The sequence below is a fragment of the Peribacillus sp. FSL R5-0717 genome, assembly GCF_038002945.1.
Taxonomy (GTDB): Bacteria; Bacillota; Bacilli; order Bacillales; family DSM-1321; genus Peribacillus; species Peribacillus frigoritolerans.
Map to the genome: position 1 here is coordinate 2,917,250 of NZ_JBBOOF010000001.1, position 22,560 is coordinate 2,939,809.

Consider the following 22,560-nt stretch of genomic DNA (forward strand, 5'->3'; position numbering starts at 1 on the left):
AAGTAGATATGAGGGAACCTCTAAGAGTACGCTGATCAGTGCTAAGAATAAATTGAAAACCTAGGCGTAAGTAATAGCTTACGCTTCTTTTTAATGTGTATCCTTCCTACTCGAACACCTCATCACGCTTACAGCAGTATGGGATTATAGTAAAGAGTTATTTGATATTTTGTAAATAAGTATCAATTTTAGGGAAGGGGGGCAGCATTAAAAAACACACAGTAGGATGCTAATTATTCATTGTATATACCCATTCCATATTACTTACTTTACTACTATGAAGTTAAAAAAATGATTCCTAATTCAATCAAACCAACGTGGTTTTGGGTAAATAACTACTCGAAAAAATCCGATTTTAGAGATGAACCTGAATCAGGACAATGGTTATTCGGAATATCAGAACCATCTTCAAAGTTAGGACAAGCATTAAGTACATCTAATGTGAAAAGTGAATCAGACTTTTTAACGTTTAAAGAAATCTAATAAGAAGGACTACCAATTCATAAGTAAACGCCAAAAAGATGGCTTGATTATAGGTGCAGTTGTTACTGGAACAAAAGAAAATTTACTATAATTACAAGGACATCCTTATGTAAAGGCATCAAGTATAGGTGCCATTGTAGAAAAATATTAATATAAAAAATCAGAAATCGTTGATTTTTATGAAGTTCTTAAGGAACTGACGGGCCAGGATAGCATTAATCTATTAAACATTCTGCCTTAGATACATATAAAAAGGGTTTCCTTGTAATTTCATAAAAAAGACGCTATTCTCCAAAAAAAGAATAGCTTTTTCTTATTGAAGGGAACGGTCGGTATTCCTGTAACAGAAAAATAAAGTTGTATTTAACAATCGGGCCATTTAACTGAGTAACACTTCTTATGAGACTTAGTTTAATAAGAAACGTCATACAAGGCGCTTATAAATTTAACTAGTGTGTTGATCCAAGGAGGATTAATGCGCTTTATTTGTTGAAAAACAGTTTAAATTTCTATAATGGTTCAAACTACTGACTTTAACTTGTTAAGATTGATAAACGATTTTATTATTACGCGGAAGAAGCATTTGAAAAAAACAAGAGAAATATCGGAAAAGTTCTCCTGCTCCTACACGATATTCTCCGTTCGCGCCATTTTTATTGCTTCTTCACGGTTGCTGACGTCGAGCTTCGAGTAGAGTTTCGAGCAGTAATTGCGGACCGTTCCCTCCGATAAAAATAGCTTTGCGGCGATTGACTTGTAGCGCAGCCCGTTTGACAGATGCTCCAGAATCTCCATTTCACGTTTCGTAAGCCCGTACGGGTAGTTTTCCTTACTTGAGCCGATCTTCTCCAACTGCTCGCGCTGACGCTTCATCTCCTCGAAAACTCGCGTAGCGACCGATTGGTCGATCCAGGTTCCTCCGTTATAAATAAGTTTCAAGGCTTCCTTCATCTCCCGCGGATGAATCGACTTCAGCATGTAGCCTTCCGCCCCGCGCTCCAATGCAGTTGCCGCCTGCAAGGTATCCTCAAACGTTGTCATGAGCACAATCTTCATATCAGGCCATCGTTGTTTCATCTCAAGTAAAGCCTCAAGTCCGTCCATTTCCTGCATGCGAATATCCATTAGCACGATATCCGGCTGCGATCGCTCACAATGTTCCAATGCTTCGCACCCGTCCCCCGCCTTACCAACGACGGTAAAATCAGCATGCTGATCTAAAAGTTGCTTCAAACTGTCGGTAATGATCGCCTGGTCATCAACGATCAACAGGCGGATTGTGTCATGTACTGGCTCTGTCTGTAACAGAATATTACATATGACTAAAGTTCCTTGCCCAGACCCGGAATGAACGGACAGCGTGCCGTGAAATAGTTCAAGCCGTTCCTTCATCCCGTTGAGCCCAAATCCGAATTGGATTTCTTCCATTCCGATGCCGTTATCCTCGATCTGTAACCGGAGCTGCTGACTATCGAAATGAAGCTGAACGGATATCACGTTCGCCTGGCCATGCCGAGCCGCGTTTGTTAGAGACTCTTGAAGGCAGCGATACAGACAAAAGTTTATTTTTTGCATAACGAGAGTCTCACTGCCGATCACACGAAATTTGACCGTTATACCTGTCGACTTCATAAACTTTCCGGTTAATTGCCGCAGAGATTCACTTAACGAATGGCATAACGGAGTATGAGAAAGCTGGTGCAGATGCTTTCGGATATCATCCAGACTGAGCTGGGCAATATCGACAAGCGAATCGACCCTCTCGATCTGCGAAGCAGGTACGGAAGATCGCAGCGATTCGACACCGAAGATGAGCGAGGTAAGTGCATGGCCAATCGTGTCATGCAGCTCATGTGAAAGCCGGCTGCGCTCCTCAATTAGTGTAAGCTCCTCAATCCGCTTAATATGCTGCTCCAGCAACAGTTTCTGCTCTTGAATAATTTGAGCTTGCTTATGGGACTGAATTAATATATTAAACGCGATGCCGATGGCAAAACCAAGGGTGCAGCTAACGATAAACTCATACGGGAGACGATCAGCGATCCAACCATTCAATGCCGGGAATGCGATTCCACAGAGGACACCTGTCCACATATAGGTTTTTCGACTGCTCGCCAAGCCGATAATCATCACGAGTAAAACGAAAGACCAAAGCAAACCTGGCGCTGCGTAGGCCAAATAAAGATGAAAAATGCCCGCTGCCGTGACATCGACTGCAAGATACCGGTCTTCTTTTTTATAGCGGACGATTAATGGAACGAGGTAAACGACAAAAGCAAGAGAAAGAACAATCCAAAGCGACGCATCGATTAATGAAGAGTTGATAAAATCAGCGCTTGCGATTATGACCAGCCAAAGCGTTCGTATTGCCAAAAATATCCAATCATACCAGAACCATTTTTTCATTATGGAGAACACGGATTATGTACACCTACTTTTTTTTTTTTTGCAAACCAATTTCCGAATGATTCAGAGCTATCTTGTACCATAACTTCCGATACGTCAAGCGAAGGAGGGGGTAATGGTTTAGAAATTGGCTGTCAACACGTCACATGAGACTGTTGACAGTTTGTCATGCGATATATGTGAAGGGTTCGAGCACGATGTCATCAAAAGTTTGGCGGTTTCATCACTATCCGATTTAACAACTTCGGGGGTAAGGTCAGGGAGTGAAGCAACACAACATTCCAAAATAATAGGAGCGATGCGTTATGAAATCATTCATCATTCAAAAAGGAGCAGCATTTACCTTAACAGCTATATTGGCGGGTACAATGGTATACCCTGCTTATGGAACTGTACAAGCGACGTGTAAGACGCCAACCCAACATGCTATCGATAAAGCTGCCAATGCCGACAATATTCCAGGCGTTATTAATACGGTGAAGAAAGGAGAGGCGAGCTGGTCATATGCTTCCGGTGAAGCGAATATTGAAAGAAACCATAAGGTGGACGCCGACTCCGCTTTCCGGATCGGAAGTACAACGAAGTCGTTTGTCGCTACGGTTGCCTTGCAGCTTGCTGGCGAGAAGAAGCTGAGTCTCGATGATACGGTGGAGAAATGGCTGCCGGGGCTTGTGCAGGGCAAGGGTTACGACGGCAATAACATTAAGATTCGTCAATTGTTAAATCATACAAGCGGAATTCCAGACTACTTGACTCCAGAGCTCAAGACTAAATTACTGGAAAATCCAGGCCAAAATTATACACCCGAACAGTTAATTGCCCAGGCCCTGGAGCTAGAGCCGGTAACGGGGTGGGCATACTCGAACACGAATGCGGCCATTATGGGGCTCATTATCCAGAAGGTCACCGGGGAAACATATGCCGAACAGATTAAGAAGCGAATTATTGAACCGCTTCAACTTAAAGAAACGTTCCTCCCTGGCAGCTCGGTAGATATTCCGAAAAAAAATGCACGAGGCTACTTGAACATTGGTGGTAAATTAGTAGATATTACTGTGCTTAACCCATCATTCGCTAACGCCGGCGGGGAAATGATCTCGACAGGGGAAGACTTGACGACGTTTTTCCGCGCTTTATTAGGCGGAAAGCTGTTGAAACCAGAGATACAGAAGGAAATGATGACCAGCACAGCCGACTCCCCATATGGAAAGTATGGACTTGGCATACACGGAACAAAGCTGCCGGACGGCACCATCGTATGGGGACATGGCGGCGGTATTCCCGGATTTACCAACTTTGCAGGCGGAACGGAAGACGGTCAACATGTCATCTCTATAAATATCAATGTACTAGGAAATGCGGATAAACATATCAACAATATTTTAGCGTCGGAATTCGCAAGAGAAGCCAAAAAAGAACTCAAGGAGGAGGAAAAGAAAAGCAAGCATCGGGAAGAAGTCAAATGCGTCATGGATGAGGTGATAACCAACAAAAGAGTACCAAGTGTCGTGGCTGGCGGGCTAAAGGACGGGAAACGCTGGTCCTACGCTACAGGTACAGCCAGCTACGAAGTACCTCGCCAGGTGGAACCGAACTTTTCATTCCGTATTGGAAGCATCACGAAGACGTTCACCGCTTCCGTTGTATTGCAGTTGGCTGAGGAGAAACAATTGAACCTGGATGATTCGGTCGAAAAGTGGCTGCCGGGGGTCATAAAGGGTAACGGGTATGACGGCAATAAAATTACGATTCGTCAGTTATTGAACCATACAAGCGGGCTTGCGAGCTATACAGATTCGAATATGCGAGATATTACCTTGCCTCAAAATCCATTCCGTTATTATACCGCCGACGAGCTTATCAGTTTGGCACTTGCAAAGCCACCTGTATTTGCACCAGGGGAGGGATGGAATTATTCCAACATCAATACAGTACTAGCCGGTCAAATTATTAAGAAGGTAACAGGAGATACGTATGCGGAGCAGATCAGGAAAAGGTTCATCGAACCGCTTGGGCTGACAGAGACGTTCGTAATGGGAAATAGCTCCTATATCCCAGGTGAGCATGCCACAGGATATAATATGGACAGATCGGGTCATTTGTATGATTTGACAGAAGTGAATCAATCATGGGCAAATGCAGCCGGAGATATGGTTTCAACAGTCAATGATTTGACCACCTTCTTCAGTGCGCTGTTGGGTGGAAAGCTTCTGAATCAAGAGATGATGGACCAGATGCTCACAGCAGTGGATTCACCTATGGGTAAAGTCGGACTAGGGATTTATGAAGGAAAAACACCGGATGGGCAATCCTATTGGGGGCATGCCGGCGGTACTTTCGGATTTGAAACGAGAGTTGGCGGACCTATAGGCGGAAAGCATATTTTGGTAACGGCCATCAACTCGGTGGCCCCGGAAGTCATAGGGGCTCGCGATAAAATATTCAATAAGGAGTTTGGCCGTTAAGTTTTAAGCCGACATCGTGCCCTTTATTTGAGTGCGGTGTCGGTTTTCTTGCTACGATTGCTTTATCAATGGTTAACTGCACTATTGTGGTTAACCTTATTTGGATTAATCATGCTTCATATTTTGAACAAATTTTTCAACTTCGCCAGAAACATCATTTACTGAAATATCTTTAAAATCCAATTCCACTTTGATTTCACCCTCTTGATAAAAGGCGAAGGTTCCTGAATATTGCACAAGAGTACGTTTTGAAGTATTCTGTTCGTAAAGTTCTGAAGTAGGCAGTTCTTTTGCATCAAACACATAAAAATCAATCTTTTCAGCCTCGGCAACTCGTTCAATTTCGCTTAACTGCATTCGATCGAGTTCTTTATCAGAATCAGAATCAAATGCTGATTTCACATATAAAAACCCTGTTTTTTCATCATCCATAAATGCTTTAACTTCTCTCAAGTTGAGTTCAGTAGCCTTTCCAATCCCTCCATTACGCCATTACTCTCACAAGCTGATACAACCAACACAAGCAAAAAAACAAGACAGCCACTAGAAACCTTTTTTAAATTCATTTACAAAACTCCTTTGGATTTATTGATCTATATAAAAACCACGCCTTTTACAGTTTTATTCGGAGACACAAATCCGTATAAAATCATGCCTGCATCACCATCAATCGTGAAGGCTTCAGTTAAAACACCATCTTTTTCTTCAAATTTTTTTATATGTTTCTTTAATAACGCAGTTTGATTTGGATTTAAGGTTTTTTTCTTTTTCATTCCAACGTATACAATATCCATTCTTATAACCCAAGTTGATACAAAGGTTCTGCCAACCCATATAAGAGTAAAAAACCACCTCTTAGATGGGCGGCATGATGTAATCATCGCTTAAATCCCTTAATATAGGGGTTTAACGACGATTCAGTAATGAGTGCTCACCTAACATGTAAATATTTTTAAAGTTGATGGCCTCCCACAGTTTACTGTGGGAGGCCTTTTCTTTTTATGTAAAGTAAAAATCCAATATAAGAATTCTGAAAATTTTAAGTTGTTTAACATATCTTCGGGTGATATACTAATTCCACAAATATAATCATGATTATAAAATTACTTTGATTGTTTTATAATTACGATTAAAAATTTATACAAAGCGCTAATAGTGAGTTAAAAATAAAGATAATGACTACTTTATGGCGGATGAAAATGACTAAGAGGAGGTTGGGAAATGTCAGAGTATAAAGAAAAAGAAATTATCACTAATTTTCCTTATGCGGTTCAAACCATTGAAAACACTTGGATTGTTTTAAAAGATGGAACTAGACTTTCAAGTCGTATCTGGTTGCCTGAGATTAGGGAAGGTCAAAAAGTACCTGCCATTTTAGAGTACATTCCTTACAGAAAAACAGACGGTACAAGGGCAAGAGATGAACCGATGCATGGTTATTTTGCCGGGCATGGATATGCAGTTGTCAGAGTGGATATGAGGGGTTCGGGAGAATCAGATGGTCTGTTAAGGGATGAATACTTAAAGCAAGAACAAGATGATGCTCTGGAAGTTATTGATTGGATCTCAAAACAAAATTGGTGTGATGGAAATATCGGTATGATCGGTAAATCATGGGGGGGCTTTAATTCGCTTCAGGTTGCAGCCAGAAGACCCAAAAATTTAAAAGCAATTATTACACTCGGGTTTACCGATGACCGGTATAACAATGATATCCACTATAAAGGCGGCTGCCTCTTAAATGATAATTTCTGGTGGGGGGCCATTATGCTGGCTTATCAGGTGCGTCCGCTTGACCCTCATATTGTTGGGGGTAGCTGGCGTGAAAAATGGCTGGAAAGATTAGAGGAAATGCCTTTATGGATGGCGCAATGGATGGAGCACCAAACGAGAGATGCTTATTGGAAGCATGGTTCAGTTTGTGAAAATTACGATGACATTGAAGTGCCGGTTCTAGCCATCGATGGTTGGGAAGATTCTTATACGAATACCGTATTAAGTTTAATGAAAGGGCTTTCAGTTCCCAGAAAGGGGATTATTGGTCCTTGGGCACACGTATACCCTCATGATGGAGTTCCAGGACCAGCAATGGGCTTTTTGCAAGAAGCTGTTAAATGGTGGGACCATTGGCTAAAAGGAAAAGAGAACGATGCGATGGATGGACCAATGGTGAATGTATGGCTTGAGGAAAGTATGCCTCCTTCTTCCATTAAACCAGTAAGTAAAGGAGAGTGGGTTAAACTCGATTCCTGGCCATCAAATGAAGTTCTAACGCAAACTTATCAATTGACTCATGGTAAATTGCTAGAAGAAAGAGATGAAACAGAAGAGAGAGTGTTATTAAAAACACCTTTAAATCATGGCCTTTTATCAGGTGAATGGATGGGTGCAGGAGTACCGGGGGAAAGTCCGTCAGATCAACGATTGGATGATGGTATGGCGATGGTATTTGAAGGGGATGTCTTAGAAAGCCCATTAGAAATAGTTGGTTATCCAAGATTTGAAGTGCAAATGACAAGTGACAAACCAAAGGCAATGCTCTTCGCACAACTATCAGATGTGGCACCAGATGGAGCCGTTACCCGTGTTTCTTATGGAGTAATGAATTTAACCCATTTAAATGGACATGATCAAGTAGACTTGTTAACCCCTGGTGAAAAAGTAAATGCATTTGTTAATTTAGACTGTTGCGGGCATAAATTTAAAGCCGGACACCGGATACGTTTGTCTATTGCAACAACTTTTTGGCCAATGTTTTGGCCAATGCCTGAGGATGCAACACTTACTCTGAATCTTGAAACCGCAAAGTTTTCATTACCAATTTTTAAAGGAAGCCGGGTATCTGGACCGAATATGAGTCCTCAAAGCGCGCCATTAACTCCGACAACTATACTTTCAGAGGGAAAAGTCGATCGTTCCATTTCTTACGATATTTTAACGGATACATGGACTTGCATAACCGATGGTGTAGGAGGGGTATTTGGTGAAGGGGTCTATCGCTTTGATGACATCGATGTTACGGTTGAACACAATTTGAGACGAGAGTTGACATTAAGTAATGCTAATCCTCTTTCGGCGAAATATACCATTTGTCAAAAAATGAGAATTGGGCGTGAGGGTTGGTGGATTGAAGCTGACATTACCGTTACGCAAACTTCTGATGCAGAAAGCTTTATGATTGTTGGGGAAATGGATGTTAAAGAAAACAGCCGACCGGCATTCCATAAGAATTGGGATCAAAAGATTGAGCGTTTAGGACTTTAAAAAGCCAGGGATTGGAGAGAAAAGAGATGAAAGGTAAACTAAGGAAAAATATACCTACTCTAGTCATATTAATCATTGCAGGTGAAATGATTTATACATTGCCTTATTTTCGAAACTATTATTATGATGTATTCTTAAATGCCTTTCACTTAACCAATACACAAATGGGTACGCTTGGCAGTGCTTATGGAGTTTGCTGTTTGATTTCCTATATCTTTGGAGGGTATGTGGCAGATCGATGGAGAACGAAGCACTTGTTGTCCATATCTTTATTTGCGACAGGGATCCTAGGCTTTGCTTTACTATTGTATCCCCCTTACCCTGTGTTGCTGCTAATCTATGCAGCTTGGGGAATAACATCCATCATGACCTTTTGGGTAGCATTAATAAAAGCCGTCCGTTCGTTAGCATCTGAAAATGAACAAGGAAAAGCATTCGGCTTTTTTGAAGGCGGACGCGGTGCTGCCAAAGTTATCGAATCTGCTTTGGTATTAGGACTCTTCGCCATTTTAGCAAAGCAACTGAGTGACAAGCTGGCATTGTCTTCTGTGATTATTTTCTATTCCGTGATGTGTATTCTTTTAGGGTTCATGATTATGTTACTTTATAAGGAACCAGATGGTAACAAAAGTAGTGGTGAAATAAAAGAAAAGGAAGATAAAAAATTTGATTGGGCAATACTTTTGAGGATACTCAAAATGCCAACAACCTGGTTGGCAGCCATTCTTATATTAACGTCTTATGCGATGATTAATAGTTTCTATTATATTACGCCTTATGCAACGGCCGCCTTTGGTGCTTCAACAATAATTGCCGCTGCTTTGGGTTACTTTTCACAATATTGTCGCCCAATCGGAAGTTTCGGCTCTGGCATTATCGGGGATCGAATTGGTATTTCGAATATGGTCATAATTGGCTATTGTGTTCTGGCAATCGGTTTAGCTGCTCTCATCGTATTACCCGGAAAGCCTTCTTTCATCTTATTACTGTTAGTTTTTATAGCGATTATTTATATATCAATGTATGCATTACAGGCAACGCACTTCGCTATTTTGGTGGAAGGAGACTATCCTGTCGAAACAACAGGAACAGTTGCCATGCCCTTGATGATTATTGGGTATAGCGGAGAAATCTTTATGCCAATTGTTGCAGGTGCTTGTTTGGACCACTGGAGTGGTACAGACGGTTATAAGGTATTATTTACAATTTTATTAGGCTTGACGATTGTTGGGTTGATTACGGCTATAATTTGGCAAAGAGTAACGAAAGAAAAACGAAAAGAGATTTCGCTCCTTAAGAGAGAAATGAAAGCAAGTTAGCAAAAGGCAAGAGGGTACCCAAGTGATAGAATAATGAGGTTTTCTTAAAGATCCCCCAAAATGTAAAAAGGCTGGCGATAAACGTTTTGTTTTTTGCCAGCTTTTTATTTTTATACGTTTCTATTGTGGGCTAATGTTCTTTCGGCTTCCATGCCATAGTTTGGTATAATTTAACCTTAAGCACTTAATTGATTAGCATGCCCCAATAAAATATAGATAAGAATACAGAAAGCTATGTTTTATAGGGTTCAGTGATTGAAATGGACCTATATCTTTTTTAAAAATGTGAGGGGAATAGATATGAAAAAAAAAGAAATACAAATGGGCCGCATGTGGAAATACTTTGTGGACGCAACAGCTGAAATTATCGAAGAGGAAGGTTTAGAGAATGTAACAATAAGGAAAGTTGCGGATAAAGCGGGTTATAATAGCGCAACCATTTATAACTATTTTTCTGAAGTCTCCCATTTGATTTTTTTCGCTTCAATGAAATTCTTGAAATGCTACACAGATGAGGTAGCTGTTTATATTGAAAAAGGAAAAGATCCAATTGAAAAGTACTTATTAGCATGGGAATGTTTTTGTAATCACTCTTTTCAGCAACCACAAATCTTCCATGCGGTTTTTATTATGGACCTAGCCGATCAACCTGAAAAGTTGCTTGAAGACTATTACAAAATCTATCCATCTGATTTGATTAACATCCCTGAAGAATTAAAGATTATCCTTTTCGAACGTAATGTGTCAAAAAGAGGGCGATCCTTTTTAGAAATTGCACTAAGAGAGGGCTACATTAAAGAGGAAAACGTTGATGCAATTAATGAATTGACCATTTTAGTATGGCAGGGAATGTTTACGAATGTTTTAAATAATCGCAAAAGCTACGATTTTCAAACGGCTGCAAAAATCACCATGAACTATATAACAGAGATTGTACACAACGCAAATCTCTTTCATTTTAAAAAGGATCATGCCAATCGGCAGTAGCATTCTCTCCATTTGACAAATAAAATTTACTATACATTTGTTTTCCTAGCGACAGGCTTGGGATAATATTTTATTATTTCTTGTCTACCTTCGATAATCTTCCTAATGCGAAGGCACCGGCTCTTGGAGCACATTTCTTTCCCCAGAAACGCACCCTTTCCTTGAAAGACTTAGGTCGTTGAAACGGGACATACCTATAGAATATTAGCCATCCGTGAATGATATAAAACCTCAGTTAAAACGTTACAAAACAGTTCAAGTACATAATCTTTGTTCAAGATTTAGAGTTTACTTGCAAGATGTTCGAGCATTAGAACCCATTTTTTTATCAATTTTCATAATAATGATGAATTGCGTATAATGAGAATGGAAGGGTATACATACATTTAAATCAATACGAAATGAAAGAATGGTTATCATTCTATTCTAGAAGCAAATAATCGATTAAAGGTGAAATGATTATGATAGCTAGTCTTATGAGGTCTTGGACAATATGGATAAAAATTGGAGTAATTTTATTCGGGGTATTCTTACTGTCGTGGTTGGGTCCTGACGAAATTGGCCTTACTGATTTGCTTATTTCTTTAAGAGAAGGTGAAGAAACGGGAAATAAGCTAATGCTTGCCGTTTTTTTGTTAATTTCTTTAAATACAGTTTTAGCTTTGTTTCATTATATTGGTGCACTGCTGTTGGGAGACGAAATCGGTGCTCGTTTAAACCGTCCATGGTTAAAAGTCGTCATTCCTCTTATTGTTATTCCTCTCGATTATATCGTGATAAATGCTTATTATTCTTTAACATACTCATTTAGCGCATATGCGTTGTTATTGTTGTTAGCCATCTTATTATTGCAAGCCTTTGAAAAGGGTAGACTAAAGCCCATTATTAAAACGATTATTTGTTCTCAATTAATCTTTGGGATTGAATGGCTGAATGAGATTCCTTCTTTATCCCAATATGGATTTGGCCAAGGATCGATTTCAAAGGAATTAAAAGATATAGCGGTTCTAATTGGATTTGAGCAATCTTTAACATTGTACAGTTTAACTTTGTGTTTGATTTTTGTTATTAATGCTGTTATTTTAGCTGTGTATTTTTCTTTATCTGAACAAAGATGGCGGATAAAGCAAGAGCTTCATTATGCGCAGTTAGAAGCAATGCAGTCAAGATCAGGACGGGAAGCACTATATCTGGTCCATGATTTAAAAACGCCTCTTACAGCAATTGAGGGGTTGAATTCTTTAATTAGTATGAAAGTGGACGATTCTAAAATTAAAGAATATTGCCAAAGGATTTCAGCATCGATTCTTTCCGTTAGCGACATGATTTCCGAGATTTTATATGATGATAAAAAACATTGGTGCCGTATAAAAGATTTAGTTGAATATGTCGAAGCAAGCAGACTGAGCGGGACAAATCTTAATCTGAAGGTAGACTTTCAAACAGATCCTGAAATTGAAATTTTCATTAATAAAATCCGAATGACAAGGGCATTGGTGAATTTAATTGACAATGCTTATGATGCAGTGAATGGAGTGGAAGATGGAAAGATTTTGCTTAAGGTAAAAACCTATGAAAATGAACTTTGGTTGGGCGTATCAGATAACGGGAAAGGGATTTCACCTAAAGAGCAGGTGGAAATATGGAAAGCTGGGTTCAGTACGAAATCGCATCCAGGGATGGGATTAGCTTTCGTACGACAAGTTGCTGAAGGACATGGTGCATCTGTGGAAATTGACAGCAAGCTTGGGCACGGGACAATAATTTGGATTAAACTTGCTGAGGGGAGTGTGTCAAGATGAACATTTTAGTCATTGATGATGATGCATCAATTCAATATATGCTAAGTGAAATTTGTGAATTTGCCGGCTGGAATGCAGATACGGCTAACAACGGAAAAGAAGGGTTAAATGTGTTTGCAGAAAAAGGAGCGGATGTTGTTTTAGTTGATTATCATATGCCGGAAATGGACGGAATAAAAACAGTGGGTGAGCTTCGTAAACTTAATGCCGATGTTCCGATTCTTGTATTAACAGTCGATGAACGACAGGAAATTGCTGATCGCTTTCTTGAAGCAGGCGCAACGGATTTTGCCTTAAAGCCTGTAAAAGCGCCTGATTTGATTTCAAGAATTCAACTCCATGCCCGCCTAGCAAAATTAACCCAATCTTCGCAGCAAAAATCCAGTGAAGAGAAGGATGTATTTGTAACAAAGGGAATTAGTAAGAGAACACTTCGTCACGTGAGTGATTTTCTATATTCTAATCGTGAGCCTTTTTCTGTTGATACAATTTCTAAAGAAGTTGGATTGGCTTATCCGACCGTCTATCGCTATATTATGCATTTACTTGATGAAGGAAAAGTGGAAACTATTGTGAGTTATCAAAAAATAGGAAGACCCAAAAATTTATATCAATGGATTGTTGACTAAGAAACTGCCTTAATACAAGGCAGTTTTTTATTATGATGGGGGGGGGCTCCGTTGCTGCACAGACCATTAATGCAACAAGACTTTTTTTCTTTTTTTTCTGTATTTTTATATTTTCTGATAATATAAAATTATTTTACAACACTAAAGATTCTTTAAAATATAAATACCTTCATTGAATGTCTTCAAGTTAAATGAATGAATTTATAAGTTTATGCCCATGTAGATTTTGCTATCAGATTCTTTTTGCACCAGAGCGAAGATTAAAAATGAAAACGCTTACTGATGGTGAGGTGGATGGAATGAGTGGCCATCATCGTACCAATCAATTGTCTATTAAAATAAAGACCATGCAATTATTTTGTGAATGTAACGATTGGTGGTTAACCATATTGAGGAGGACTTTATTATGCAAGCACTATTAAAAGAAGAAGTTCAGCAGCCAAACCAGTCTAGGAAAAAGCATCCTCCAGGACTGTATATGCTGTTCGCTACTGAGGCATGGGAGCGCTTCAGCTATTACGGAATGAGGGCAATCCTTGTTCTTTACTTAACAGCAACGGTTGTAAACGGCGGGCTTGGAGTCGACAAATCTGCGGCTATGGGCATATACGGATTCTTTACTGGTGCCGTTTATATTACGCCAATGATTGGCGGATACTTGACTGACCGTTTCATAGGCAGAAGATTGGCGATCACGATTGGCGGTATTTTAATGGCGCTGGGTAACTTTTCGCTATTCGCAAGTCAGAGTTTAACAGCGCTTTACATTGGTCTTGGTTTATTGATTATCGGTAATGGTTTCTTCAAGCCAAACATCTCGACAATTGTTGGTGATCTTTATGAAGACAATGATCCGCGTCGTGATGGGGCTTTCACCATCTTCTATATGGGTATTAACGTTGGGGCTTTCTTCGCACCGTTAGTGGTAGGGCTTATGAGCTATAAATATGGGTTCTTGACAGCAGCAATTGGCATGATTGTAGGACAGTTAGTTTTCAACTTATTAGGCAATCGCTATTTAGGTGATATAGGTAAAGGACCTACTGGCAAACCGGAAGTTACAGCTGGTAAAAAATCAGCTGCACAGTTAACGAAAAGAGAACAAAAACGTACAGCGGCTATCGTTATTTTGGCAGTCTTCGTCATTGCGTTCTGGGCCGCTTTCGAGCAGGCAGGAAGTTCTTTGACATTGTATGCCAATGACCAAATTGATCGGAATGTATTTGGCTTTGAGGTTCCAACTGCCTGGTTCCAATCATTGAACCCATTATTCATCGTGATTTTAGCGCCAATTATGTCTGCTTTATGGTACAAGCTTGGCAGCTCAAAACGCGGTGACTTAAAAACCCCAACGAAGATGGCTCTTGGTTTAGTCACTGTTGGGTTAGGTTTCTTAGTACTGCTTCCTGCCGTTATGTACACAGGAAACGATACAGCGCTGAAAGTGAACATCCTGTTCATGATTGTAACGTATTTCCTTCATACATTAGCCGAACTAATGATTTCACCAGTTGGTTTGTCAATGGTAAGCAAAATTGCTCCAATCAAGCTAGCCTCTCTTCTAATGGGAGTATGGCTGGCAAGTTCCGCAGTGGCCAATATGGTAGCCGGACAATTAGCTGCATATACGCAGTCTTTAGGTTACCTGGAAATCTTTAGTGTGATTGGTTTTGTAACAATTGGTTTAGGTATTGTATTGTTGTTTCTTTCGAAGCCAGTTGCAAAGCTGATGAAATAATGAAAAAATGAGCTGACCCAAAAGGCATATAATGTGCCATTTGGGTCGAGCTTTTTTTAGTGGGAAAATAATAGAATTGTTCCTTTCTGTTTGTGTGTTTCAGCATTTTCACGAGTCCTTCATCAATTTGAATGGTACGGAACATAAGTAAACAAAAGCAAATCAATGGGAAGTTCTTATAAAACAAGTCAAAGCTATATTAGATGAGAAACAATAATAAACACTTAGGTGGATTAATAAACTTGGTTTCAATAATCGACCAGCCACTTTTATTAGAAAAGCACTCAGAGCTTGTTATGTAAAAGAGCCTATGAATTAGGATGTAATTCCACTCCACTTAAGTGATTATATGAAATTTGTACGAGTGATAACTTGCAACAAAAAAAGGGGGAATCCTGAGGATAAGGCTGGCCAGTTTTCCAAAGGCACGGGACCAGGCGCCAGGCCCAACCAGATGTAACATCCCCAATTATAAGGGGAGATGGAGGCTATGCAAGAGAAGGAAGGTAAGTGAATAGGTAATCTAATCCTATATGGAAACAGAAGAAAGGATAAGGGAATCTTATCGCTATCCCTAACGACTTCTGGATAGGCTATACTTATCTAGACAGAAAATTTAAGGTCGGGTAGACTACAGATACAACTAGTTATAGAAAAGAGGTCCGATATGCGACGCGATATACAACTGAATGAACGAGCTTTCTCTTCCAAGGAAGTGGCAGAAGAAGTGGGGATTGCAACTCCCACTGTTCGAAAGTATGGTCAAATCTTAGAGCGGAATGGATATGAGTTTTTGAAAGATGGAGATCGGCGTATCTTTGTTAAATCTGACATCGGAGCGCTTATAGCGCTACGCGATACGGACAAGCCCCTAGACGATACAGCTAAAGACCTTGTGTATCAACAAAAAGAAAGATTAGAAGGATCCAATGAAACACACATAGCGATACCCGATACATATGAAAATTCACCCCACGACCCCAATCAATTAAACGAGGTCTTAATGTTTTTAGTCAATGAACTCGCAGCCACACGTGAAATGAATGCCCAACTGACCAACGATATGTCACAGCTTAAAACAAAGGTTTCCCGGCTCCAGCAAGATCATCATGTTATAAGTTCTAGTATAGGAAATTCAGCGCAAAGAACTAATACTAAAATTGAACAATTAACTGAACAACAAAATACCCATTACGAAACATTGCTGGAACAAGAAAAACAAAAAAGTGAACTCTTACAAAAAGAAATACAAAATATGCGGGACGAACAGAAAAAAGAATGGAGTTCACAAAATGAATTTAATAAACGTTTAGAAGAGGCTATACAAAAACGTTCCGAAAAATGGCGGGGACTTTTCTCCATATTCAGAAAATAAGGGATGACTGTTAAGGTTTTTTGCCTATGCGAATCCAAAAAACTTTAAAAAAATTCATAGTGCCATATATGATTCGCGTAGCTGAAAAAACAGAATGAAGAAAGAATATTTCAACTTTACAGGTTTGGCACCTGTTATGTAAGAGCTCGGCGATTCCAATGTATCGGACGTTCTACCAAAGGCAAGCGAAGGCTTAATTGAAATTCATTGGAGATTTGTTTAAGCGATATGCATCTAAAACAAAATGCACAATTTAAAGCAAGCAAAAAAGGCATGTTTGATAAAAAGGGAGCTGAGGGGGTTGAAAACATGCATTCAAAAACAAAAGTCATCCTTAATAGAGGTGCTCCAGACAGGGATTGATCGGCTCTTTTTTGTGTGTTGCGTATCGCTGGGCGATATAACTTGCAAATAAATTCGAATCTTTAGGTTTAATAGAAAAGTGACGTTTGATGCAAACATGATATACATCCGAATGAACGAGTATTCTTTGTATTCTTTTCTAAGGAAGTGGCAGAAGAAGTGGGAATGCACACCCACTATTCAAAAGTATGGTCAAAACTTAGAACGAAAAGGACATGAGTTTTTAAGATGCTATCTTTATTCAATCTGACATCGAAGCGCACATAGCGTTACGCGATACGTGATAGGGGCATGTCCCTGGAGGGTACAGCTAAAGATCTTATGTATCTATAAAAAGGTAGATTAGAAGTAACCAATGAAACAGAGATAGCGATACCCGGTATAAAGACAACTTAACCCATAATTCCAAACAAATAAATGAGATTTTAAATGTTCTAACCAATGAACAACTCGCAGCTACGCTTGAAATGAACAATCCACTGACAAGGATATGGCTCAGCTTAAAACAACGGGTTTCCCAGCTCCAGCAAGATCCATGTCCTCAATAGTGTTCCTCAAGAAAGGGGCTTATCGGTTCTTTTTTATGTTTCGTATCGGTGTGCGATATAACATGAAAATAAGTCCACAGATTCTTCATCTTTAAATAGAAAGGGCGATATGAAACAGGATTGACTTCTGAATGAATGAGCATCCTCTTCAAAGGAAGTGGAAATGCAAAATCAATGCTCGAAAGTATGTCTAAAACTTAGAACGAAATGAATAACCATTATTAAAATGTGGGAATTTACACACCTTCTTTCAATCCGACATCGAAACGCTTAAAGCGATACGCTATACGGGGAACTCCCTAAACGATAGAGCTAAAGGCCCCCTTGTATCAAGAAAAAGAAAGATTAGAAGTAACCAATGAAACAGAGATAGCGATACCCGATACATATGACAATTTAACCCATGCTCTCATTCAATTAAAAGAGAGCTTAATTTTTAACCAATAAACTCGCAGCTACGGGTGAGATGAACATTTAACTGACAAACGATATGTCATAGCTTAAAACTGAACAACAAAAAACCATTAAGAAACATTACTTCAATAAGAAATAGGTTTCATTACTTTTTTTAGTCTCTTTGACTATATTGAGATGTTAAATAACAGTTTAAACCGAGGCAATCAAATCAATAGTAGAAATTCCTTTTTCCCAACTATTCAGAATCACTATTTTTCAAATTTCAACAATTTCCCGAGAAATAACTACAAATTCTGAGTAGATATCGACAAAATTAGAAGGTTCTAAAAGATGTAGTAAAACATTGGTGAAAATTATGACCAATTGAGTTAAAAACTTGATTGAAAACGTCTATGGGTATTGAGTATGGAGAAGTGACGAATTATTTCTCTTTTGAATGAAATCGTATATGTTTGGGAAGAACACACCTTTCAGGATTAAAGAAATTTCCAACCAATACACTCGCTGCTCTACGGGTGAGATGAACATTTAACTGACAAACGATATGTCATAACTTAAAACTGAACAAAAAAACCATTAAGAAACATTACTTCAAAATAAGAAAAAGGTTTCTTAATGTTTTTTTTAGAATCTTTTACGATATTGAGGTGTTAACAATTTAAACCGAGGCAATCAAATCAATAGTAGAAATTCTTTTGTTCTAACTATTTAGAATCACTATTTTCAAATTTCAACAATTTCCCGAGAAATAACTACAAATTCTGAGTAAATATCGACAAAATTAAAAGGTTCTAAAAGATGTAGTGAAACATTGGTGGAAATTATGACTAATTGAGTTTTTTTAACAAGGAAATCAGATAGGAAGCTTGGTTGATTGAGTTAAAAACTGATTGAAAACGTTTATGTGGTATTGAGTATGGAGAAGTAGACGAATTATTTCTTTTTTGAATGAAAGCGTATGTGCTTGGGAAGAACACACCTTTCAGGATTAAAGAAATATAAAGGGGGGAATGAGGGACAACCTACGGATAGTATCGAAGGCAGCTAAATTGCCGCGAGTAGCAACCTGTGCTAGCTCAAACACCACAAAAAGACCTAAAAGCAAGTCAAAGAGAACAAGGCTAATGCCGAAGACAAAAGGAGGTCCCAAGGCAAGGGATACAAATGTCTCGTAGCGAAGCCAAGTCAAAGCAGGTAAACAATGATAGCGTTTTTTATAGGTAAATGGGAGCCATCAAACTAAAAAAAGGAAGGCAGCTAGATCCCCGCGAGTAGCAACCTATGATAGTTGACAAGTACTATGCAATCTCTAATTGGTTTAGAAAATCCACTATATAAAACGTTACAAGCTTAGCACCTTAAACAGGTGCTTTTTTATGTTCATACTTAATAAACACTCCTTTTAAAAGGAGTGCCTTCTTGTTATACAATTTCAGAGTGATAACTATCTGGTAATTTACTAAAATCTACATACTAAAGCTATCTAAACCTTGTTGGGTCAAAGTAAAAGAAACAATTGCCCAATTTTGAAGCTTTTTCGAAGTGGACAAGCAATAACTTAATTGTTTTCCTTGTCCCCGGGTTTGTCCTCTTATTTGTTATTTTCATTATTCCAAAACAGTTGGAGTTAACCGCAGAAAAAAACTCACCCCCGAAACTTGTGTCTGGAGGTGAATTTTAAGGATTTAGAAAATATATTTGAAACTATTTGGAATTTTGGTATTGAAATCTAAAACTTAGTCTACTGTGAAATTATTTTTTATAGGTTCAATTATTAAGGGACTGAATTGTTCCTTTCTATTTTTGTATTGTTCGATTATCTTTTCATTATTTAGTTCAATTTCCCGGATCCCTTCCATAATATCGAGAGCTAGTGTATCGGAATCGGTTGAAACGACTAAATTCTCCAGCCCAAGGGACTGAAACAAATCAAATACTTTAAATCTGTATCCGAGGGCGATACAGGGGACATTTCCTGCTAAGGAAAGGATATTGGCGTGAAGTTTAAAGTTAATGCTCAAACTGCAGACAGAGAGTTTTTCAATAAGCTCTTCCTCTGAGTATAGTGATGGATCATAAGTCACATTCAACGGGTCATTCAATTTATCGTAAAGTCGTTTGGAGGCCTCCCGGTCACTGCCCCAGACAACGTACAATAAAATTTTATAACCCGACTTTATTAATTTTTTGGATACTTGAAGAAGCGCATTTTCAATAGCAGCTTCATCCTGGCCGTACAATCGGTTGAATGTTGTACCCCAGTTTATTGCTGCTATTTTTTCCTTTTTCCTAATCACTGCGGGCGGGTTAAGCAAGACCCCGGGATCTCCAATCAGTTTAATTTTGTCACTGTTGATTCCAAATGTCTCTAGAACCTTCTTGGTAATAGGTCCCCTTACACCAACAAATGCTGCCTTTTCAAGGGTCTCACGAAACAAGATTATATCTTTTTCTGTAAAAGTCTTTTCTAATGATAGTGATTGTCCTGAGTTTATAATGTCCAGCTGTTCTTTAGTTATCCAGTCAAGGCCGCTACCCCATATAAAAACGTCTTTTCCAAGGTCTATTGCCTGTTTTAGTGCTGCCATATAACCGGGGAGTAATAGGGAACCGCCACCTAAGATAACTGTGTCATATTCTTCCGTATGATTGATATCCACGCCAGGCAGGGAAGGAACAATCTCAATCTTGGTAGAGTAATTATAGTGCTTGTTTAACTCTTTAAACACGTTCCATAATAACTCGTCCCCCAAGTTGCCAAAACCAATCCAGCCAATATATAATACTTTCTTCAATACACTCATCCCTTAATTAGAGTTTTATAACACTCGAGCAGATTGGCTACACTGGATTTAATATTAAACTTTTTTAACATCCATTCACGCGAAGCCGACCCTGCCTTTAATAGACGGTCAGATGGAGATAGTGAAGACCGAATGTCATTTGCCATTGTATAGCGGCTGCAGGGTTTAAGAGAGCCATGGTCCCCAAAATAACAATGCCAAGCATCTTCAAAATTATGTTCTTCCACTAGACCGAAATATCCATGGCTTCCAGCCGCGATAACAGGTTTGCCGCAGGCCATAGCCTCCAGGGCGACTCTGCCCGTTCCAACCACACAGTCAGCCAATGAGTAATAATGCTGTAAATCAAGTCTTTCACCCACTAAATTGATGAAGTTATCTGTTGATGAGCGATGTATTGTATCCGTTATGTCTTTTATTTCTTTAAATCGAGGGCCGTCACCAACAACTACAACATATAAATTGGGAATGTCCGAAAGCTTTAAGTCTTTACAGGCTCTCAGAAAAATCATGCAGATGTTTGCCTTTGTCCATGCTATTCGGCTGCTGTATAAAAGAACAAATGAATCCTTTGGGATCCCAAGCTGGACTTTCAGATCGAAGGAGTCTGATGGGGAATATCGAGTGGTATCTATTCCGTTAGGGATGACTATTGTCGGTTGATCTGTAAGCTGCTGTATGAATAGCTGGATTGGCGGGCTTACACAGATGATTTTATTTGCCAGGGGCAGTACCCGCAATAGTTCGGATTTTGGATAATAAGTTCCATGCGCTGTAAATATTGAAGGAATACCAAGCTCTTTTGCTGCTTGGAAGGTTAAGAAAGCTGAAGGAGTTTGATGGCTATGAATAAGTGTTATTTTTTCAGTCATGATAATTTGTTTGATATCTTTACATAACTTCTCCTGTAAATCCGCTGGAATTGGAAGAGAGTAGGGGAATGGGACTTGGTAAATGGGACATTGTAATCGACTGAAGGATTGTAATAATGAACCACCCCTGCTTATGATGACAATCCCTATGCCTTTATTTATCATTTCCTCAGCCAGACTTAAAACATGTGTCTCAGTACCGCCTACATCAATTCCATCAAGTGTCATAAGAACACGCATGGTAGATTCACTCATATCTCTTTACTGCCTTCCCCAAAAAATTCGCGGGAACGCTGCATAGGATGGAGACGATAATAATAGAGTGCTTCTTTTAAATTTTCGATCTGGTAATTGGAGTTCAGACATTTTGCAATAAATTCATAGTCTTCAGCACCCTTTATCCTTCTGGTAGGGCCACCTAACTCATCAAAAATCACACCGCGGAATAAAATCGTTCCATGACAAATACAATGCCCTCCATTCCAATACATTTCCTTTATATCCTGACCGTACTTAAGCCAGTGTACATTATTCTGGTTTTCAAATTCACCATCTGCAAAGACTTTATAGTTTGTCCCAATCAAAACATGGTCCGGATTCATTTTTAAGAAGTTCACTTGTTGTTCAAACCGGTTTGGATGAGATAGGTCATCACCATCCTGTACAGCAATATACTCACCAGAAGATAAATAATACCCAATATTCAATGCCCCTGAAAAACCAACATTCCTGGGTAGGTCCACCACTACAACTGGGAATGAAGGATTGGTTTTTTTGATCCAGTTATCAATCATTTCAGCAGTGTGATCAGTAGAATAATCATTTACTATAATAAGTTCTATATTCTTATAAGTTTGGTTAAGTATACTATTTAAACAGTCATCAACATATGGGGCTACATTATGACAAGTCATGACCACACTTACTAACCCGGGAAATCTTTCGTATAACATTTTTCATCACCTCGGACATACTATATGTGAAATTGGTATCAAAGGTGAAACTTATCAAGCAAAATAAATAAATTGGTAATTCTACCTTTCTTCAAAATATTCTATTTAGTTGTGTCAATAACTTGTCTACTGCAT

14 protein-coding genes are annotated in these 22,560 nt (G+C 39.1%); 8 read left to right on the forward strand and 6 right to left on the reverse strand.

All coding sequences use genetic code 11. The features are described from left to right. Positions 1 to 1,107: 1,107 nt before the first annotated feature. A complete protein-coding gene (locus tag NYE65_RS14335; protein ID WP_340861112.1) occupies positions 1,108 to 2,901 on the reverse strand; it encodes a hybrid sensor histidine kinase/response regulator transcription factor in 1,794 nt (597 codons plus the stop codon). Between the two features lie 293 nt (positions 2,902 to 3,194). On the opposite strand from NYE65_RS14335, the gene NYE65_RS14340 reads away from it, so the two are divergent. Then, complete coding sequence (locus NYE65_RS14340) at positions 3,195 to 5,354, forward strand: serine hydrolase domain-containing protein (protein WP_340861113.1); 2,160 nt, start codon at positions 3,195 to 3,197, stop codon at positions 5,352 to 5,354. Positions 5,355 to 5,459: 105 nt separating this feature from the next. On the opposite strand, the gene NYE65_RS14345 is transcribed toward NYE65_RS14340, so the two are convergent. Beyond that, entirely contained in the window at positions 5,460 to 5,786 is a 327-nt protein-coding gene (locus NYE65_RS14345; RefSeq protein ID WP_340861114.1) for a hypothetical protein, read from the reverse strand. Positions 5,787 to 5,947: 161 nt separating this feature from the next. Then, entirely contained in the window at positions 5,948 to 6,148 is a 201-nt protein-coding gene (locus tag NYE65_RS14350; RefSeq protein ID WP_328177432.1) for a hypothetical protein, read from the reverse strand. A gap of 427 nt (positions 6,149 to 6,575) precedes the next feature. Between NYE65_RS14350 and NYE65_RS14355 the strand changes: the two genes are divergently transcribed. The 7 genes from NYE65_RS14355 (at position 6,576) to NYE65_RS14385 (ending at position 16,468) form a co-directional block, all read left to right on the forward strand. Beyond that, positions 6,576 to 8,618: a CocE/NonD family hydrolase gene (locus tag NYE65_RS14355; RefSeq protein ID WP_340861115.1), complete on the forward strand. Its 2,043-nt coding sequence runs from the start codon at positions 6,576 to 6,578 to the stop codon at positions 8,616 to 8,618. A 26-nt stretch (positions 8,619 to 8,644) separates the two neighbouring features. Next, a complete protein-coding gene (locus NYE65_RS14360) occupies positions 8,645 to 9,937 on the forward strand; it encodes an MFS transporter (RefSeq protein WP_340861116.1) in 1,293 nt (430 codons plus the stop codon). Positions 9,938 to 10,237: 300 nt separating this feature from the next. Further along, positions 10,238 to 10,924, forward strand: a complete 687-nt coding sequence (locus NYE65_RS14365) for a TetR/AcrR family transcriptional regulator (RefSeq protein WP_328177435.1) — start codon at positions 10,238 to 10,240, stop codon at positions 10,922 to 10,924. 461 nt (positions 10,925 to 11,385) lie between these two features. Next, positions 11,386 to 12,726, forward strand: a complete 1,341-nt coding sequence (locus NYE65_RS14370; protein ID WP_340861117.1) for a sensor histidine kinase — start codon at positions 11,386 to 11,388, stop codon at positions 12,724 to 12,726. Continuing rightward, entirely contained in the window at positions 12,723 to 13,355 is a 633-nt protein-coding gene (locus tag NYE65_RS14375) for a response regulator (RefSeq protein ID WP_328177437.1), read from the forward strand. The genes NYE65_RS14370 and NYE65_RS14375 overlap by 4 nt, the downstream gene beginning before the upstream one ends. A gap of 406 nt (positions 13,356 to 13,761) precedes the next feature. After that, positions 13,762 to 15,093, forward strand: coding sequence for a peptide MFS transporter (locus NYE65_RS14380; RefSeq protein WP_268590030.1), 1,332 nt, complete (start codon positions 13,762 to 13,764; stop codon positions 15,091 to 15,093). Positions 15,094 to 15,760: 667 nt separating this feature from the next. After that, complete coding sequence (locus tag NYE65_RS14385) at positions 15,761 to 16,468, forward strand: hypothetical protein (protein WP_328177438.1); 708 nt, start codon at positions 15,761 to 15,763, stop codon at positions 16,466 to 16,468. 3,064 nt (positions 16,469 to 19,532) lie between these two features. Here the strand turns inward: NYE65_RS14385 and NYE65_RS14390 are convergent. From NYE65_RS14390 to NYE65_RS14400, 3 genes are read right to left on the reverse strand one after another with little or no spacing between them, the layout of a single operon-like run. Next, a complete protein-coding gene (locus NYE65_RS14390; RefSeq protein ID WP_328177439.1) occupies positions 19,533 to 20,591 on the reverse strand; it encodes a polysaccharide pyruvyl transferase family protein in 1,059 nt (352 codons plus the stop codon). Positions 20,592 to 20,596: 5 nt separating this feature from the next. Further along, on the reverse strand, positions 20,597 to 21,727 hold the full coding sequence (locus NYE65_RS14395) for a glycosyltransferase (RefSeq protein WP_340861118.1): 1,131 nt from the start codon (positions 21,725 to 21,727) through the stop codon (positions 20,597 to 20,599). Further along, positions 21,724 to 22,425, reverse strand: a complete 702-nt coding sequence (locus NYE65_RS14400) for a glycosyltransferase family 2 protein (RefSeq protein WP_328177441.1) — start codon at positions 22,423 to 22,425, stop codon at positions 21,724 to 21,726. The genes NYE65_RS14395 and NYE65_RS14400 overlap by 4 nt, the downstream gene beginning before the upstream one ends. Positions 22,426 to 22,560 lie beyond the last annotated feature (135 nt).

Excerpts from the sequence above, each read along its gene's own strand:
- NYE65_RS14340 (WP_340861113.1), top strand. The coding sequence starts at position 3,195 with ATGAAATCATTCATCATTCAAAAAGGAGCAGCATTTACCTTAACAGCT.
- NYE65_RS14345 (WP_340861114.1), bottom strand. The coding sequence starts at position 5,786 with ATGGATGATGAAAAAACAGGGTTTTTATATGTGAAATCAGCATTTGAT.
- NYE65_RS14350 (WP_328177432.1), bottom strand. The coding sequence starts at position 6,148 with ATGGATATTGTATACGTTGGAATGAAAAAGAAAAAAACCTTAAATCCA.
- NYE65_RS14355 (WP_340861115.1), top strand. The coding sequence starts at position 6,576 with ATGTCAGAGTATAAAGAAAAAGAAATTATCACTAATTTTCCTTATGCG.
- NYE65_RS14360 (WP_340861116.1), top strand. The coding sequence starts at position 8,645 with ATGAAAGGTAAACTAAGGAAAAATATACCTACTCTAGTCATATTAATC.
- NYE65_RS14365 (WP_328177435.1), top strand. The coding sequence starts at position 10,238 with ATGAAAAAAAAAGAAATACAAATGGGCCGCATGTGGAAATACTTTGTG.
- NYE65_RS14370 (WP_340861117.1), top strand. The coding sequence starts at position 11,386 with ATGATAGCTAGTCTTATGAGGTCTTGGACAATATGGATAAAAATTGGA.
- NYE65_RS14375 (WP_328177437.1), top strand. The coding sequence starts at position 12,723 with ATGAACATTTTAGTCATTGATGATGATGCATCAATTCAATATATGCTA.
- NYE65_RS14380 (WP_268590030.1), top strand. The coding sequence starts at position 13,762 with ATGCAAGCACTATTAAAAGAAGAAGTTCAGCAGCCAAACCAGTCTAGG.
- NYE65_RS14385 (WP_328177438.1), top strand. The coding sequence starts at position 15,761 with ATGCGACGCGATATACAACTGAATGAACGAGCTTTCTCTTCCAAGGAA.
- NYE65_RS14395 (WP_340861118.1), bottom strand. The coding sequence starts at position 21,727 with ATGAGTGAATCTACCATGCGTGTTCTTATGACACTTGATGGAATTGAT.
- NYE65_RS14400 (WP_328177441.1), bottom strand. The coding sequence starts at position 22,425 with ATGTTATACGAAAGATTTCCCGGGTTAGTAAGTGTGGTCATGACTTGT.